This window comes from Streptomyces silvisoli, from assembly GCF_029269905.1.
GTDB classification, from domain to species: Bacteria; Actinomycetota; Actinomycetes; order Streptomycetales; family Streptomycetaceae; genus Streptantibioticus_A; species Streptantibioticus_A silvisoli_A.
In genome coordinates this window covers 12,039-28,225 of sequence record NZ_JARJBC010000027.1, presented here as the reverse complement: position 1 = coordinate 28,225, position 16,187 = coordinate 12,039, and the positions used below count along the sequence as shown (strand labels likewise).

The 16,187-nt window shown below is 70.7% G+C and carries 14 protein-coding genes; 8 read left to right on the top strand and 6 right to left on the bottom strand.

What is annotated here, in order from left to right; genetic code table 11:
- Positions 1–12: 12 nt before the first annotated feature.
- Positions 13–1,434, bottom strand: a complete 1,422-nt coding sequence (sufB, locus tag P3G67_RS30725) for a Fe-S cluster assembly protein SufB (RefSeq protein WP_269854473.1) — start codon at positions 1,432–1,434, stop codon at positions 13–15.
- Complete coding sequence (locus P3G67_RS30720; RefSeq protein WP_276096416.1) at positions 1,431–2,246, bottom strand: helix-turn-helix transcriptional regulator; 816 nt, start codon at positions 2,244–2,246, stop codon at positions 1,431–1,433. Before P3G67_RS30720 ends, sufB begins: the two co-directional genes overlap by 4 nt.
- Before the next feature lie 161 nt (positions 2,247–2,407).
- Between P3G67_RS30720 and P3G67_RS30715 the strand changes: the two genes are divergently transcribed.
- The 3 genes from P3G67_RS30715 to P3G67_RS30705 are packed head-to-tail and all read left to right on the top strand — an operon-like array spanning position 2,408 to position 5,134.
- Positions 2,408–3,334, top strand: a complete 927-nt coding sequence (locus P3G67_RS30715) for an ABC transporter ATP-binding protein (protein WP_276096415.1) — start codon at positions 2,408–2,410, stop codon at positions 3,332–3,334.
- A 56-nt stretch (positions 3,335–3,390) separates the two neighbouring features.
- The gene (locus P3G67_RS30710) at positions 3,391–4,107 is read left to right on the top strand and encodes an ABC transporter permease (protein WP_276096488.1); all 717 of its coding nucleotides are present in this window, start codon (positions 3,391–3,393) and stop codon (positions 4,105–4,107) included.
- Between the two features lie 52 nt (positions 4,108–4,159).
- Positions 4,160–5,134, top strand: a complete 975-nt coding sequence (locus P3G67_RS30705) for a COX15/CtaA family protein (RefSeq protein WP_276096414.1) — start codon at positions 4,160–4,162, stop codon at positions 5,132–5,134.
- A 54-nt stretch (positions 5,135–5,188) separates the two neighbouring features.
- Here P3G67_RS30705 and P3G67_RS30700 read toward each other — a convergent pair whose 3' ends face one another.
- From P3G67_RS30700 to P3G67_RS30685, 4 genes are all read right to left on the bottom strand, one after another.
- On the bottom strand, positions 5,189–6,304 hold the full coding sequence (locus tag P3G67_RS30700; RefSeq protein WP_276096413.1) for an amidohydrolase family protein: 1,116 nt from the start codon (positions 6,302–6,304) through the stop codon (positions 5,189–5,191).
- Positions 6,304–7,665 carry a glutamine synthetase family protein gene (locus P3G67_RS30695; protein WP_276096412.1) on the bottom strand — a complete coding sequence of 454 codons (1,362 nt, stop codon included), beginning with the start codon at positions 7,663–7,665 and terminating at the stop codon, positions 6,304–6,306. The genes P3G67_RS30700 and P3G67_RS30695 overlap by 1 nt, the downstream gene beginning before the upstream one ends.
- Positions 7,666–7,744: 79 nt before the next feature.
- Positions 7,745–8,092 carry a hypothetical protein gene (locus P3G67_RS30690; RefSeq protein ID WP_269854467.1) on the bottom strand — a complete coding sequence of 116 codons (348 nt, stop codon included), beginning with the start codon at positions 8,090–8,092 and terminating at the stop codon, positions 7,745–7,747.
- Between the two features lie 102 nt (positions 8,093–8,194).
- Positions 8,195–9,139: a heme o synthase gene (locus P3G67_RS30685; protein ID WP_269854466.1), complete on the bottom strand. Its 945-nt coding sequence runs from the start codon at positions 9,137–9,139 to the stop codon at positions 8,195–8,197.
- Between the two features lie 403 nt (positions 9,140–9,542).
- Between P3G67_RS30685 and tkt the strand changes: the two genes are divergently transcribed.
- The 5 genes from tkt to pgl are packed head-to-tail and all read left to right on the top strand — an operon-like array spanning position 9,543 to position 16,146.
- Positions 9,543–11,621 (top strand): transketolase, encoded by a 2,079-nt coding sequence (gene tkt, locus P3G67_RS30680; protein ID WP_276096411.1) that lies wholly within the window; start codon positions 9,543–9,545, stop codon positions 11,619–11,621.
- Positions 11,622–11,655: 34 nt separating this feature from the next.
- A complete protein-coding gene (gene tal / locus P3G67_RS30675) occupies positions 11,656–12,774 on the top strand; it encodes a transaldolase (protein WP_276096410.1) in 1,119 nt (372 codons plus the stop codon).
- A gap of 5 nt (positions 12,775–12,779) precedes the next feature.
- On the top strand, positions 12,780–14,306 hold the full coding sequence (zwf, locus tag P3G67_RS30670; RefSeq protein ID WP_269854608.1) for a glucose-6-phosphate dehydrogenase: 1,527 nt from the start codon (positions 12,780–12,782) through the stop codon (positions 14,304–14,306).
- Complete coding sequence (gene opcA / locus P3G67_RS30665) at positions 14,303–15,367, top strand: glucose-6-phosphate dehydrogenase assembly protein OpcA (protein WP_276096409.1); 1,065 nt, start codon at positions 14,303–14,305, stop codon at positions 15,365–15,367. The genes zwf and opcA overlap by 4 nt, the downstream gene beginning before the upstream one ends.
- A complete protein-coding gene (gene pgl, locus P3G67_RS30660) occupies positions 15,364–16,146 on the top strand; it encodes a 6-phosphogluconolactonase (protein ID WP_276096408.1) in 783 nt (260 codons plus the stop codon). Before opcA ends, pgl begins: the two co-directional genes overlap by 4 nt.
- Positions 16,147–16,187: the final 41 nt, after the last annotated feature.

Genomic DNA, 16,187 nt, shown 5'->3' with positions numbered 1-16,187 from the left:
GTCGGGCGGGGGTCAGCCGACCGCGCCCTCCATCTGCAGCTCGATCAGCCGGTTGAGCTCAAGCGCGTACTCCATCGGCAGCTCGCGCGCGATGGGCTCGACGAAGCCCCGGACGATCATCGCCATGGCCTCGGTCTCGCTCAGGCCGCGGCTCATCAGGTAGAACAGCTGGTCCTCGCTGACCTTGGAGACGGTCGCCTCGTGGCCCATCGACACGTCGTCCTCGCGGACGTCCACGTACGGGTAGGTGTCGGACCGCGAGATGGTGTCCACCAGCAGCGCGTCGCACAGCACGTTGGACTTGGCGCCGTTGGCGCCCTCGCCGATCTCGATCAGGCCGCGGTACGAGGTACGGCCGCCGCCGCGCGCCACCGACTTGGAGACGATGTTGGACGACGTGTTCGGCGCCATGTGCACCATCTTGGCGCCCGCGTCCTGGTGCTGGCCGGCGCCCGCGAAGGCGATGGACAGCGTCTCGCCCTTGGCGTGCTCGCCCATCAGGTAGACGGCCGGGTACTTCATCGTCACCTTGGAGCCGATGTTGCCGTCCACCCACTCCATGGTCGCGCCCTCGTAGGCGACGGCGCGCTTGGTGACCAGGTTGTAGACGTTGTTCGACCAGTTCTGGATGGTCGTGTAACGGCAGCGGGCGCCCTTCTTGACGATGATCTCCACGACCGCGCTGTGCAGCGAGTCGGACTTGTAGATCGGCGCGGTGCAGCCCTCGACGTAGTGGACGTAGGCGTCCTCGTCCACGATGATCAGCGTCCGCTCGAACTGGCCCATGTTCTCGGTGTTGATCCGGAAGTAGGCCTGCAGCGGGATCTCCACGTGCACGCCCTTCGGCACGTAGATGAACGAGCCGCCGGACCACACCGCGGTGTTCAGCGAGGCGAACTTGTTGTCACCGGCCGGGATGACGGTGCCGAAGTACTCCTTGAACAGCTCCGGGTGCTCCCTGAGGCCGGTGTCGGTGTCCAGGAAGATGACGCCCTGCTCCTCAAGGTCCTCACGGATCTTGTGGTAGACGACCTCGGACTCGTACTGGGCGGCGACACCCGCGACCAGCCGCTGCTTCTCCGCCTCCGGGATGCCCAGCTTGTCGTAGGTGTTCTTGATGTCCTCGGGCAGGTCCTCCCAGGACTCCGCCTGCGCCTCGGTGGAGCGCACGAAGTACTTGATGTTGTCGAAGTCGATGCCCGAGAGGTCCGAGCCCCAGGTGGGCATGGGCTTCTTCTCGAACAGCTTCAGACCCTTGAGCCGCAGCTTCAGCATCCATTCCGGCTCGTTCTTCTTCGCCGAGATGTCGCGGACGACCGCTTCGCTAAGGCCGCGCCGGGCGGAGGCGCCCGCCACGTCGGAGTCGGCCCAGCCGTACTCGTAGGTGCCCAGGCCTTCGAGCTCCGGGTGAGTGGTCTCCGTGGGAGCAGTCATGCGGGGTTCCTCCCGGACTTCCTGGCAGATGCGGATGCGGACGCAGGTGCGCTGTCGGACGTGTTGGTTTGTGGTGCTTTCGGAATGAACGTCGTGCACACACCGTCGCCGTGGGCGATGGTGGCCAGACGCTGCACATGGGTTCCGAGCAGGCGGGAGAAGACCTCGGCCTCCGCCTCGCACAGCTGCGGGAACTTCTCGGCGGTGTGAGCCACCGGGCAGTGGTGCTGGCAGAGCTGCTCACCGGCGGAGGCGTGCGCACTGCGCGTGGTAGCAGCGTACCCGTCCTCGGTCAACGCCTTGGCGAGCGCCCTGGCCCGGTCCTCCGGGGCGGCGGCCTCCACCTCGGTGCGGTACCGCTCGGCCTGGCCCGCCGCGCGGGCCCTGGCGAACGCGGCCACCGCCGCCTCGCCGGCCTCCCCGTCGCCCGCGCTCTGCGCGATCCAGCGCATCGCGTCGGCGGCGAGCTGGTCGTACGCCTGGTAGAACGCGTCCCGGCCGCAGTCGGTGAGCGCGAACACCTTCGCCGGGCGACCGCGGGAGCGTGATCCGTAGACCCGCTGCTCCCGGGGCTCGACGATGCCTTCGGCCACCAGGGCGTCCAGGTGGCGGCGGACCGCCGCCGGGGTGAGCTCCAGCCGCTCGGCGAGGTCGGCCGCGGTGGACGGCCCGTGGTCGAGGATGGAGCGGGCCACCCGGTTACGGGTGCCGCGGTGGGCCTCGGCCTCACTGCCTTCGGGCGCGGGCGCGACAGAGGCGACGGCCGCGGCGGCGGTCGCCTTCTCGTGCGCTACCTTGCCCGTGTATTTCACAACGCCATTGTTGCGTAATTCCCCGCACAACGACAAGCGGCGGATGGATCACCGCGCCGGTTAGGTCCGTCACGTAAGGCGAACCTCACTTGCCGAACCCGCGCGGCGACTTTCCCGGACCCCGTGCCGACGCCGCCCGACGGCTCCCTAAACTCGGGCTCATGCAGAGCACCCCCGCGGTCGAGGTCGTCGGCCTGGTGAAGCGGTACGGGGCCAAGACCGCGGTGGACGGGCTCGAACTGTCCGTCCCCCGGGGGTCCCTCACCGCCGTACTGGGACCGAACGGCGCCGGAAAGACCACCACGATCGAGACCTGCGAGGGATACCGCCGCCCCGACGCCGGCACGGTGCGGGTCCTCGGACTCGACCCGGTCACCCAGTCGGCGCGGCTGCGTCCCCGCATCGGGGTGATGCTCCAGTCCGGCGGCGTCTATCCGGGCGCGCGCGCCGAGGAGATGCTGCGGCACACCGCCAGGCTGCACGCCAACCCGATCGATCCGGCGCTGCTCATCGAACGCCTCGGCCTCGGCTCCTGCGGCCGTACCCCGTACCGCCGGCTGTCCGGCGGGCAGCAGCAGCGGCTGGCGCTCGCCATGGCCGTGGTAGGCCGACCGGAACTGGTCTTCCTGGACGAGCCGACCGCGGGTCTTGACCCGCAGGCCCGGCGGGCCACCTGGGACCTGGTCCGCGAGCTGCGCGCCGACGGGGTGACCACCGTGCTGACCACGCACTTCATGGACGAGGCCGAGCAGCTCGCCGACGACGTGGCGATCGTGGACGGCGGCAGGGTGATCGCCCGTGGCACCCCGGAGGCGCTGTGCCGGGGCGGCGCCGAGGACACCCTGCGGTTCTCCGGGCGCCCCGGCCTCGACCTGCTCTCGCTGCTCAAGGCACTCCCCTCGGACAGCGCCGCGGCCGAACTCACCCCCGGCAACTACCGGGTGGAGGGCAGGGTCGACCCGCAGATGCTGGCCACCGTCACCTCCTGGTGCGCCCAGCACGGCGTGATGCCGGACCGCATAGCGGTCGAGCGCCGCACGCTGGAGGACGTCTTCCTGGAACTCACCGGCAAGGAGTTGCGCTCGTGACCGCCGCATCCCCGAGCACCTTCGCCCCGGACCCGGGCGCGGCGCCGCTGCCCCGCATGATCGGCGCGCAGACCGCGCTGGAGACGCGGATGCTGCTGCGCAACGGCGAGCAGCTGCTGCTGACCATCGTGATCCCGACCGTGCTGCTGGTGCTGTTCAGCGCGGTGCCGATCATCGACACCGGTGCCGGCAAGCGGGTCGACTTCCTCGCCCCCGGCCTGCTGGCGCTCGCCGTGATGTCCACCGCCTTCACCGGCCAGGCCATCGCGACCGGCTTCGAGCGACGGTACGGGGTGCTCAAGCGGCTCGGCGCCTCGCCGCTGCCGCGGTGGGCGCTGATGACCGCGAAGACCGGTTCCGTGCTGGTCACCGAGGTCCTCCAGGTCGTACTGCTGTCGGTGATCGCGCTGGCGCTCGGCTGGTCGCCGCACGGCAACCCGGTGGCGGTGGTGCTGCTGCTGGTGCTCGGCACGGCGGGGTTCTCCGGGCTCGGGCTGCTGATGGCCGGAACGCTCAGGGCGGAGGCGACACTGGCCGCCGCCAACCTGGTCTTCCTGCTGCTGCTGGTCGGCGGCGGCGTGATCGTGCCGCTCGACAAGTTCCCGGCCGGGGTGCGCTCGGCGCTCGATCTGCTGCCGATCTCCGCGCTGTCGGACGGACTGCGCGGGGTGCTCCAACACGGGGCCGGAACGCCCTGGTCGGACCTGGCGATCCTGGCCGTGTGGGCGGTGCTCGGGCTGGGCGCGGCGGCACGCTTCTTCCGCTGGGAGTAGTTCCAACCGACCCTCGTGAAGGAATGCACAAGCGCCCGCCTACGATGGGCGGGTGCCGAAATCGCTCAATCCCTTCGCGCTGATCGCCGAGCGCTGGCAGCCCTCCGCCAAGTTCGTGGAGCGGGCCGCGCTCGCCACCGTGGTGATGGCCGTGGTCATCGTGGTCACCGGTGGCGCGGTGCGGCTGACGGACTCCGGTCTCGGCTGCTCGACGTGGCCGACCTGCACCCCGCAGAGTCTGACGCCGACGAAGGCGATGGGCCTACACGGCATCATCGAGTTCAGCAACCGCATGCTGACCGACGTGCTGTGCGTGGTCGTCGGCGTGGCGATCATCGCCGCTCGCGCCCGTACCCCCTGGCGGCGCGGCCTTACCAAGCTGGCGTGGGCGCAGTTCTGGCTGGTGATGAGCAACGCGGTGCTCGGCGGCATCGTCGTGCTGACCGGTCTGAACCCGTACACCGTGGGCGCGCACTTCCTGTCGGCGACGGCGCTGCTGACCGTCGCCCTGCTGATGTGGCAACGCTCGCGGGAGGGCGACGGACCGGTGCGCGACCTGGTGGTGCGGCCGGTGCGCCAGCTGTCGTGGCTGCTGGTCACCGCGGCCGGGCTGCTGATCGTGGTCGGCACGCTGGTCACCGGCGCGGGTCCGCACGCGGGCGATGCGCACACCGTGCACCGGATCCCGGTGGACTGGCGGGAGATCACCCAGCTGCACGTCGACTTCGTGTACGTCGTCATCGGCCTGACCGTCGCACTGTGGTTCGTGTTGCGCGCGGTGGGCGGCCCACCCGCCGCCCGGCGGCGGGTGGTTGAGCTGTTCGCGGTGCTGATGTCGCAGGGCGTGGTGGGCTACGTCCAGTACTTCACGCACCTGCCGGAGCTGGTGGTGGGCATCCACATGCTCGGCTCGTGCCTGGTGTGGATCGCGGTGCTGCGGGTGGCGCTGTCGCTGCGCGAGCGCCCCTACCAGGCGGGCGCGGCGGAGATCCCGGCGCAGGACCCGGCCGTTCCGGCCGCCGTCTGAGGCTCCACGGTGTTCGGGGCGAGGCCCCTTCCGGTGCGCCGGGCCCGGCGACGGTCACGGCAGCCGGTACACCCGCCGGGCGTTGTCCGCCGCGATCATCACGGCGACGCGGGCCGCGTCCGACGCGGCCCAGGCGCCCTCCTCGACCCAGCCGGTGAGCAGCCGCTGGAGCGCCTCCGTGAAGAGCCGGGCGCCGACCACGTACAGCTCCGGCAGCCCGTAGGCGTCGGTGGAGAACAACACCTTTCCGAAGGGCGCCAGTTCCAGCGTCTCGGCGAGCACCGCCGCCGCCCGCGCCCCGGTGTGGGTGAGGGACAGCCCGACGTCGGCGTGGACATGCGGGAACACGTTCGCCAGATAGGCGGCCTGCCGGTGGTACGGATATCCGTGCAGGAGCACCAGATCCGTACCGAGTCCGTCCACGGCCCTGACGAAGTCGGTGAGCAGCGTCGGGTCGGCCTGGTCGAGCCGTAGGTCCGGATCGCCGAATCCGGTGTGCAGTTGCAGCGGCAGCCCGGTGGCGACCGCGGTCCACAGCAGGTGCCGCAGCAGTACCGGGTCGCTGACCCGGCCGCCGGTGGAACGCGCGGCCAGCCACTCCTGCGCGGCGCGGCGCACCTCGGCGGGGCGCGGGGGGTCGGGGGCCAGCGCCAGGCCGTACCGGTAGGCGGCGATTGACTTGAAACCGACGGCGGCCTGCGCCGCGGTGTGCACCGCCTCGGCGAGGTTGGCGACGAACGCGGTGGCGGTGCCGGAGGTGTCGGCGACCTGTTCGGCCAGGGTCTCCAGACGCACGACCTCCCGGGCGGATCCGCCTCCCGCCGCGGCGAGTTCGGCCGGTTCCGTCAGGTCCCCGGGCAGGCCGGTGTCCACCAGGAACGTTCCGATGCCGGTGCCGCGCAGCAGCAGCCGGGTCGCCTCGTACGCGCCGAGTTCGCGGCGGCGGGCCAGGTAGTAAGCGGGTGGGCAGTGCGGTTCCAGCCCGAGCAGCGGCGGGCACCAGCGGCGCACCGCGAACCCGGTCTGGGTGTCGAAGTAGGTGGTGCCGCGCGCGGCGGGCGCCTGCGCCTCGGTGAGGTACGGCTCGAACGAGCCGAGGCCGAGGTCGTGGCGTACCACCCCGTGGCAGTGATGGTCGACCAGTGGTGGCAGCGACGGCGGTTCGGCCATCAGTAGCGCCAGCGGACGGCCGAGGCGATCTGCTCCGGGTCGGCGTCGGCGAACTGCCGCGCCTCCGCCCGGCGTACCGCGAGCACCGCGCCGTGCGCCGACTCGCCCAGTGCGCTGCGCAGCGGCTCGTACTGCGCGAAGCGGTCCGCCGCCTCGGTCAGCGAGCGCGGCAGCCGGGGGGTGTCGGGCGCGGTGGTGGCCGGGTCGCCCTGTACCGGGTCGGGGAGTTTCAGGCCCGCGTCGATGCCGTGCAGCCCGGCGGCGATGACCGCGCCCACCACCAGGTACGGATTGGCCGCGGCGTCAAAGCACTTGACCTCGGCGTTGGCGCTGCCGGCCTCGTCCGGCGGCCCGGGCACCAGCCGTAGCGCGGCCTCCCGGTTCTCCACCCCCCAGCACTGGAAGGCGCCGGCCCATTGCGAGGGCACCAGACGCAGATAGCTGGCGGGTGAGGGGGCGCCGATCGCCATCAGTGCCGGGAGCGCGTCCAGTACCCCGGCGAGGAAGGCCTCGGCGGCGCCGGCCAGCCCGTGGCTGCCCGCGCCGCCGCGGAAGAGGTCCTCGCCGTCGTGGCGCAGGCTCAGGTGCAGATGGCAGCCGTTGCCCACCTGTCCGGCGATGACGGTGGGCGCGAACGAGGCGCGCAGCCCGTGCTGCCGGGTCACGGCCCGTACCGTCTCGCGGGCCAGGATCAACTCGTCGGCGGCGCGCAGCGGATCGGCGCTGGCGGTGGAGATCTCGAACTGGCCCGGGGTGTACTCGGGGTGGATCTGGAGCAGTTCCAGGTGCTCGGCGGCGAGCGCCTGAACGATGTCGCGCACGTAGTCGGACAGTTCGACGATCCGGGTCATCCCGTAGGCGGGCGCCGAGGTGGACGGGGTGGGCGGCTCCCCGGGCCGCATGGCCATCCACTCCGTCTCGAACCCCATGCGCGCTTCCAGCCCCCGCTCCTTGGCCCGGGCCACCATGCGGCGGGCGAACAGCCGCGCGCATCCCGGGTGCGGGTCGCCCTGCTGGTCGTGGCGGTCGACCGGGGCCCAGGCCCAACCCGGTTGCGCGGCAAGGGTGGTGAGGCGGTCGAGGTCGGGGATGAGCCGCAGGTCGCCGTCGGGGCTGCCGAGGCCGAGTTCGGGCACCGCGGCGATCGCGTCGTCGGAGGTGTAGACGTCGAACACCGGTGACATGCCGACGCCGTGCCGCACGGCGTGCGCGAGACGGCTGGTGGGCACCGCCTTGACCCTGGTCACCCCGGCGTTGTCCACCCAGGTGAGGGCGACCGCGTGAATGCCCTCGGCACCGAGCCGCGCCGCCTCCTGGCGCGCGAGCCGGTGCCGTTGTTCCCGTACTTCCCGCGCGCCCATGCAACTCCCCTAGTCCAGGTCCGGTTCACGATCAACTTGGGTTTGATCGTGTCCATGGTGCTAACGGGACGGATGGGTGTCAGGTGTTGGCGGGTCCGCCCACTTGAATTCCGGCCATCCTCGTCCACTCGTAGGGCCCGGTACGGACCTTGGCCGCGAACTCGCCGTCGAAGTCCTCATGGACGGTGATTCCGGACAGTTCCACCGCGCGCTCGGCGACGTGGTACGAGGGGGCCACCAGGTCGCCCCACCCGCCGTCCTCGCCGACCAGGACGATGCGGGTACCGGCCTCGCCGATGTACGCGATCTGGCCTTCGGCGCTGCCGCCGTGGTCGCGTGCGAAGGCGCCGATCTGCTGGGCGAGTCTGTGCGCCCGGCGCTCCGCGCGGGCGTCGGGGGTGCGGTGCGGGGCCTCGGTCTCTGCCATGAACAGAATGCTACCCGCGAGTAATCACTGCTGGAAGAGCCAGCGGAAAAGGTGTCCCAGCCCACGGAAGAGGGCGGGGACACCGTGGCGGGGCAGCGGTGATCAGCGCACGAAGGGGTCCACGGCGACGACCACGAACAGCAGCGTCGCGTAGGTGATCGACCAGTGGAACAGCCGCATCTCCTTCAGCTTGGGGCCGGTCACACCGTTCTTCGCCCGGGAGTACAGCGCGTGCGCCTCCTTCAGCCAGAAGCCGCCGAGCAGCGTGGCCGCCACCGGGTACAGCCAGCCGGTGGCGCCCAGCGGCCACCACAGGGTGAGCGAGACCAGCACCATCACCCAGCTGTAGGCGAGGATCTGCTTGGCCACCACCAGGTTGCCCGCGACCACCGGCAGCATGGGCACGCCCACCCGCTCGTAGTCGTCCTTGACCTTCATCGACAGCGGCCAGTAGTGCGGCGGCGTCCAGAAGAACAGGACCAGGAAGAGGACGAACGGCGCCCAGGCGAGTTCGTCGCGCACCGCCGACCATCCGATGAACACCTGCAGACAGCCCGCGATGCCGCCCCACACGATGTTCTGCGTGGTACGGCGCTTCAACCACAGCGTGTAGACGAAGACGTAGTACAGGATGGCCGTGAGTGACAGTGCGGCCGACAGCCAGTTGACCAGCAGGCCGAACCAGACCGTCGAGACCACCGACAGGGAGATGCCGAAGACCAGGCACTCGCGCGGCGAGACCATGCCGGTGACCAGCGGGCGCTGCTCGGTGCGGTGCATCAGCGCGTCGATGTCGCGGTCGATGTACATGTTCAGGGCGTTAGCGCCACCCGCCGACATGTAGCCGCCGACGACCGTCGTCAGCACCAGCCACAGGTCGGGTACGCCGTGCGCGGCCAGGAACATCACCGGCACCGTGGTGATCAGCAGCAGCTCGATGATGCGCGGCTTGGTCAGCTCCACGAACGCCTTGACCCGCGCCCCGAAGGGCCGGTGCCCAGGGCTCGTCCCGACGACCCCGGGGGGTCGGGTTTCGACGGCCGTCACGAACACCTCTGAGAGGAAGAAAGACCAGCAAGGCCCTCCCAGTTGTGAAGACCGGGTAAGTCCCTGCGCGTACCACGCCACTCTAGACGTTGCTGTTACGGGACCTGTCGCGGGGGGCACCCGTGTTGGCGTAGAGCCTCGTGCGCGGCGGGGAGGCGGTGCGGCGGCGACACGCAAGGTGACATTCACGCGGCCGTTCCACGCAGTCCACCGGGCGGAAGCAGCCCCCATGGACCACGCTGGAACCGACGGGAGAGACTATGTACCGGGAATGAACAAAGTCGGCCTGCCGTTGCCTGAGACGGGGCCGAACGCCCGCCCGTACGAGGGTAGGCTCGAAATCGCCGGTGGCCGCAAGGGCTGACGGCGTTGGAGAAAATGTGGAGAGGAGCCCTGACCCAGGGTGAGCACGCAGCCGACCACCGCAGACCTCGACTGGACCGATCTGGACAAGCGGGCCGTGGACACCGCCCGGGTACTGGCCATGGACTCCGTCCAGAAGGTCGGAAACGGCCATCCGGGCACGGCCATGAGCCTCGCACCCGCCGCCTACCTGCTGTTCCAGAAGCTGATGCGGCATGATCCGGCCAACCCCGACTGGACCGGGCGTGACCGCTTCGTCCTGTCGTGCGGCCACTCCAGTCTGACCCTCTACATCCAGCTCTACCTGTCGGGTTACGGCCTGGAACTCGACGACCTCAAGTCCTTCCGCACCTGGGGCTCGCGCACCCCCGGCCACCCCGAGCACGGCCACACCGTGGGCGTGGAGACCACCACCGGTCCGCTCGGCCAGGGCATCGCCAACGCGGTCGGCATGGCCATGGCCGCCCGCTACGAGCGCGGCCTGTTCGACCCCGAGGCCCCGGCGGGCGAGTCCCCGTTCGACCACACGATCTGGACCATCGTCTCCGACGGTGACCTGGAAGAGGGCGTCTCGGCGGAGGCGTCCTCGCTTGCCGGGCACCAGAAGCTCGGCAACCTGGTCGCGCTCTACGACGACAACCACATCTCCATCGAGGGCGACACCGAGACCGCCTTCAGTGAGGACGTCGCCAAGCGCTACGAGGCGTACGGCTGGCACGTCCAGCACGTCACCCAGTCCGCCGAAGGCGACCTCGACGTGCACGCGCTGTACCAGGCGCTCAAGGCCGCCCAGGCGGAGACCGAGCGCCCCTCGATGATCATCGCCCGCACCATCATCGCGTGGCCCGCGCCGAGCGCCCAGAACACCGCCGCCGCGCACGGCTCCGCGCTGGGCGCCGACGAGGTCGCCGCCACCAAGCGGGTGCTGGGCTTCGACCCGGAGCAGCACTTCGAGGTCGCCCCCGAGGTCCTGGCGCACGCGCGCGCGGTGGCCGACCGGGGCCGTGAGGCGCACAGCACCTGGAACAAGCGGTTCGAGGAGTGGCGCACCGCCAACCCCGAGCGCGCCGCCGACTTCGACCGCATCAACGCCGGTGAGCTGCCCTCCGGTTGGGAGCAGGCCCTGCCGGCGTTCGCCCCCGGCAAGGCGATCGCCACCCGCAAGGCCTCCGGTGAGGTGCTCAAGGCGCTGGGCGCGGTGATCCCCGAACTGTGGGGCGGCTCGGCCGACTTGGCCGGGTCGAACAACACCACCATCGACGCCTCGTCGTCGTTCCTCCCGGAGGGCAACCCGCTGCCGGAGGCCAGCCCGTACGGCCGCACGGTGCACTTCGGCATCCGCGAGCACGCCATGGGCTCGACCATGAACGGCATCGCGCTGCACGGCAACACCCGTATCTACGGCGGCACTTTCCTGGTCTTCTCCGACTACATGCGTCCGGCGGTGCGCCTGGCCGCGCTGATGAAGCTGCCGGTCACCTACGTGTGGACGCACGACTCCATCGGCCTCGGCGAGGACGGTCCGACGCACCAGCCGGTGGAGCACATGGCCGCGCTGCGCGCCATCCCCGGCCTGAACATGGTCCGTCCGGCCGACGCCAACGAGACCGTCATCGCCTGGCGGGAGATCCTGCGCCGCCACTCCGCCAAGCCCGCCCCGCACGGACTGGCGCTGACCCGGCAGAACGTGCCGACGTACGAGGCCAACGAGGATGCTGCCAAGGGCGGTTACGTCCTGCTGGACGCCGAGGGCGGCCAGGCCCAGGTCATCCTGATCGGCACCGGCTCCGAGGTCCAGCTGGCCGTGGAGGCCCGCGAGGCGCTCCAGGCCGAGGGCGTCCCGACCCGGGTGGTCTCGATGCCGTCGGTGGAGTGGTTCGAGGAGCAGGACCAGGCCTACCGCGACCACGTTCTGCCGCCCAACGTCAAGGCGCGGGTGGCGGTCGAGGCCGGAATCGGCCTCACCTGGCACAAGTTCGTCGGTGAGGACGGACGCATCGTCAGCCTTGAGCACTTCGGCGCCTCCGCCGACTACAAGGTGCTGTACCGCGAGTTCGGTCTCACCTCCGAGGCGGTCGTCGACGCCGCCCGCGACTCCATCGCCGCCGCGAACCGCTGACCTCTCAACGACCTTACGAGGAGATGCAAAACCCATGACAGACGCACTCAAGCGCCTCTCCGAAGAAGGCGTCGCGATCTGGCTGGACGACCTGTCCCGCAAGCGGATCACGTCCGGCAACCTCGCGGAGCTGATCGACGACAGCCATGTCGTCGGTGTCACCACCAACCCGTCCATCTTCCAGAAGGCCATCTCCGGCGGCGACGGCTACGAGCAGCAGGTCGCCGACCTCGCCGCCCGCAAGGTCACCGTCGAAGAGGCCATCCGGATGATCACCACGGCGGACGTCCGGGACGCCGCCGACGTCCTGCGCCCGGTCTTCGACGACACCGACGGCCAGGACGGCCGGGTGTCCATCGAGGTCGACCCGCGCCTGGCGCACAACACCAGGGCCACCATCGCCGAGGCCAAGCAGCTCGCCTGGCTGGTCGACCGGCCGAACACGCTCATCAAGATCCCGGCGACCGAGGCCGGCCTGCCCGCGATCACCGAGGTCATCGGCCTGGGCATCAGCGTCAACGTCACGCTGATCTTCTCCCTGGAGCGGTACCGCAAGGTCATGGACGCCTACCTGGCCGGTCTGGAGAAGGCCAAGGCGGCCGGACAGGACCTGTCCAAGATCCGTTCCGTCGCCTCGTTCTTCGTCTCCCGGGTGGACACCGAGATCGACAAGCGGCTGGACAAGATCGGCACCGACGAGGCCAAGGCCCTGCGCGGCAAGGCGGCTCTGGCCAACGCCCGGCTCGCCTACCAGGCGTACGAGGAGGTGTTCTCCTCGGAGCGCTGGCTCGCGCTGGAGAAGGCCGGTGCCAACAAGCAGCGTCCGCTGTGGGCCTCCACCGGCGTCAAGGACCCGGCGTACCCGGACACCCTGTACGTGACCGAGCTGGTCGCCCCCAACACGGTCAACACCATGCCGGAGGCCACCTTGCTGGCCACCGCCGACCACGGCGAGATCACCGGCAACACCATCCAGGGCACCTACGAGCAGGCCCAGGCCGACCTCGACGCGCTCGCGGCGGTCGGGATCTCCTACGACGACGTGGTCCAGTTGCTGGAGGAGGAGGGCGTGGAGAAGTTCGAGGCGTCCTGGAACGACCTGCTCAAGTCCACCGAGGCGGAGCTGAAGCGCCTCGCCCCTTCGGAGGCGTGAGAACAGTGACCACCAGCGGCAATCCGCTGCGTGACCCTCAGGATCGACGGCTCCCGCGTATCGCGGGGCCGTCGGGCCTGGTCATCTTCGGGGTCACGGGCGACCTGTCCCGTAAGAAGCTGATGCCCGCGGTGTACGACCTCGCCAACCGCGGACTGCTGCCGCCGGGCTTCTCGCTCGTCGGCTTCGCCCGCCGCGACTGGGAGGACGAGGACTTCGCCCAGGTCGTGCACGACGCGGTCAAGGAGCACGCGCGGACCCCGTTCCGCGAGGAGGTCTGGCAGCAGCTCGCCGAGGGCTTCCGGTTCGTGCCCGGTGAGTTCGACGACGACGACGCCTTCGAGACGCTGCGGGCCACCATCGACGAGCTGGACAAGGCCCGCGGCACCGGCGGCAACTTCGCCTTCTACCTCTCCGTACCGCCGAAGTTCTTCCCCAAGGTGGTCCAGCAGCTCAAGAAGCACGGGCTGTCGCAGGGCTCCGGGGACTCCTGGCGGCGCGCGGTCATCGAGAAGCCGTTCGGCCACGACCTGGCCAGCGCCCAGGAGCTCAACCGGGTCGTGCACGAGGTGTTCGAGCCGGTGGACGTCTTCCGGATCGACCACTACCTGGGCAAGGAGACGGTCCAGAACATCCTGGCGCTGCGGTTCGCCAACACCATGTTCGAGCCGATCTGGAACCGGTCCTACGTCGACCACGTACAGATCACCATGGCCGAGGACATCGGCATCGGCGGCCGGGCCGGTTACTACGACGGCATCGGCGCGGCCCGTGACGTCATCCAGAACCACCTGCTCCAGCTGCTGGCGCTGACCGCGATGGAGGAGCCCGGCTCCTTCCACCCCAAGGCGCTGGTGACCGAGAAGCTCAAGGCGCTCAGCGCCGTCCAGCTTCCGGAGGACCTGGGCAAGCACACCGTGCGCGGCCAGTACGCGCACGCCTGGCAGGGTGGCGAGGAGGTGCTCGGCTACCTGGAGGAAGAGGGCATCGACCCCAAGTCCAAGACCGACACCTACGCCGCCATCAAGCTGACCATCAACAACCGCCGCTGGGCGGGCGTCCCGTTCTACCTGCGCACCGGCAAGCGGCTCGGCCGCCGGGTCACCGAGATCGCGGTGGTCTTCAAGCGCGCGCCGTACCTGCCGTTCGAGTCCGGCGCCACCGAGGAGCTCGGCCAGAACGCCCTGGTCATCCGGGTCCAGCCGGACGAGGGCATCACGGTGCGGTTCGGCTCCAAGGTGCCGGGCACCTCGATGGAGGTGCGGGACGTGACCATGGACTTCGCCTACGGCGAGTCCTTCACCGAGTCCAGCCCGGAGGCCTACGAGCGCCTGCTGCTGGACGTGCTGCTCGGCGACGCCAACCTCTTCCCGCGCCACCAGGAGGTCGAGCTCTCCTGGATGATCCTCGACCCGATCGAGGAGTACTGGGAGAAGCACGGCAAGCCCGCCCAGTACCCCGCCGGAACCTGGGGGCCGGTGGAGGCGGACGAGATGCTCGCACGAGACGGCAGGAGCTGGCGCCGGCCATGAAGATCGATCTCACCAACACCACCTCCTCGAAGATCAACTCGGGTCTGATCGAGGCCCGCAGGGCCATCGGCACCCCCGCGGTGGGCATGGTGCTCACCCTGGTCATCGTCACCGACGAGGGCAACGCCTACGACGCCCTCAAGGCGGCCGGTGACGCCTCTCGGGAGCACCCGTCGCGGATCCTGGTCGTCATCAGGCGGCCGGGCCGCACCCCGCGGGACCGCGCCAAGTCCCGGCTGGACGCCGAGGTCCGGGTCGGCTCCGACGCGGGCACCGGCGAGACGGTGCTGCTTCGGCTGCACGGTGAGCTGTCCGGCCACGCCGAGTCGGTGGTGCTGCCGCTGCTGCTGCCGGACGCGCCGGTCGTGGTGTGGTGGCCGGAGGACGCCCCGGACAAGCCCGCCGAGGACCCGCTGGGCAAGCTGGCCCAGCGCCGGATCACCGACGCCGCCTCGGCCGAGGACCCGGTCGCCGCGCTGGAGGTGCGCGCCGGTTCCTACTCCCCGGGCGACACCGACCTGGCCTGGACCCGGATCACCCCGTGGCGCAGCATGCTGGCCGCGGCGCTGGACCAGAAGCACTCGGCGATCAGCGCCGCGGTGGTCGAGGGCGAGCCGTACAACCCGAGCACCGAGCTGCTCGGCATGTGGCTCGCCGACCGGCTGAAGGTGCCGGTGGAGCGCCGGGTCTCGGACGGTCCGGGGCTGACCGCGGTACGGATGACCACCGCGGACGGCACGATCTGCCTGGACCGCGCCGACGGCGCGCTGGCGGAGCTGGCGATGCCGGGTCAGCCGGACCGCCGGGTGGCGCTCAAGCGGCGGGAGACCGCCGAGCTGATCGCCGAGGAACTGCGCAGGCTGGACCCGGATGAGATCTACCGCTCCTCCGTGCAGTTCGGCGTGGACCGGCTGAACGTCCAGTCGACGCAGGAGGGTTCGGCCGAGCGGCCGCCGACCAACGGTGCGCACAAGCCGGAGAAGAAGGCCGCGGCGCCCGCGAAGAAGGCCGCTGAGGCGCCGGGGAAGCCCGCCGACTCCGGTACGGGGAAGGCGAAGTGACCCCGCCCCAGGTCGTGGTGCACCGCGACAAGGAGCTGATGGCGAAGGCCGCGGCGGCCCGGTTGATCACCAAGGTGGTCGACGCCCAGGCCGCCCGCGGCTCGGCCAGCGTGGTGCTCACCGGCGGGCGCAACGGCAACGCGCTGCTGGCGGCGCTCGCCGAGGCGCCGGCCCGGGACGCGGTGGACTGGTCGCGGCTTGACCTGTGGTGGGGCGACGAGCGGTTCCTGCCGGAGGGCGACCCGGACCGCAACTACACCCAGGCGCGGGCCGCGCTGCTGGACGCCGTGCCACTGGTTCCGGCCAGGGTGCACCCGATGCCCGCCTCGGACGGCCCGTTCGGCAATGACGTGGACGCCGCCGCGGAGGCGTACGCCGAGGAGCTGGCCAAGGCCGCGGGACCGCAGGACCACGGCCCGGTGCCGACGTTCGACGTGCTGATGCTGGGCGTCGGCCCGGACACCCATGTCGCCTCGCTGTTCCCGGAGCACCCGGGGGTACGGGAGACGGAGCGGATGGTCATCGGGGTGCGCGGAGCGCCCAAGCCGCCGCCGACCCGTATCTCGCTGACGCTTCCGGCGATCCGGGCGGCGCGTGAGGTGTGGCTGCTGGCGGCCGGCGAGGACAAGGCCAACGCCGTCGCCATCGCACTGTCGGGCGCGGGAGAGATTCAGGCCCCGGCCGCCGGGGCGCACGGCCGTGGCAGGACGCTGTGGCTGCTGGACAAGGCCGCGGCGGCCCAACTGCCCAAGCAGCTGTATCCGTTGGCGTCCGCCTGACGGAACCGACGCGAAGAGGGTCCGGGGTTGCCACCCCGGAC

What these genes read in the sequence shown, in the direction of transcription:
- sufB (WP_269854473.1), bottom strand. Translation starts at nt 1,434, where the DNA reads ATGACTGCTCCCACGGAGACCACTCACCCGGAGCTCGAAGGCCTGGGC.
- P3G67_RS30715 (WP_276096415.1), top strand. Translation starts at nt 2,408, where the DNA reads ATGCAGAGCACCCCCGCGGTCGAGGTCGTCGGCCTGGTGAAGCGGTAC.
- P3G67_RS30710 (WP_276096488.1), top strand. Translation starts at nt 3,391, where the DNA reads ATGATCGGCGCGCAGACCGCGCTGGAGACGCGGATGCTGCTGCGCAAC.
- P3G67_RS30700 (WP_276096413.1), bottom strand. Translation starts at nt 6,304, where the DNA reads ATGGCCGAACCGCCGTCGCTGCCACCACTGGTCGACCATCACTGCCAC.
- P3G67_RS30695 (WP_276096412.1), bottom strand. Translation starts at nt 7,665, where the DNA reads ATGGGCGCGCGGGAAGTACGGGAACAACGGCACCGGCTCGCGCGCCAG.
- P3G67_RS30690 (WP_269854467.1), bottom strand. Translation starts at nt 8,092, where the DNA reads ATGGCAGAGACCGAGGCCCCGCACCGCACCCCCGACGCCCGCGCGGAG.
- tal (WP_276096410.1), top strand. Translation starts at nt 11,656, where the DNA reads ATGACAGACGCACTCAAGCGCCTCTCCGAAGAAGGCGTCGCGATCTGG.
- opcA (WP_276096409.1), top strand. Translation starts at nt 14,303, where the DNA reads ATGAAGATCGATCTCACCAACACCACCTCCTCGAAGATCAACTCGGGT.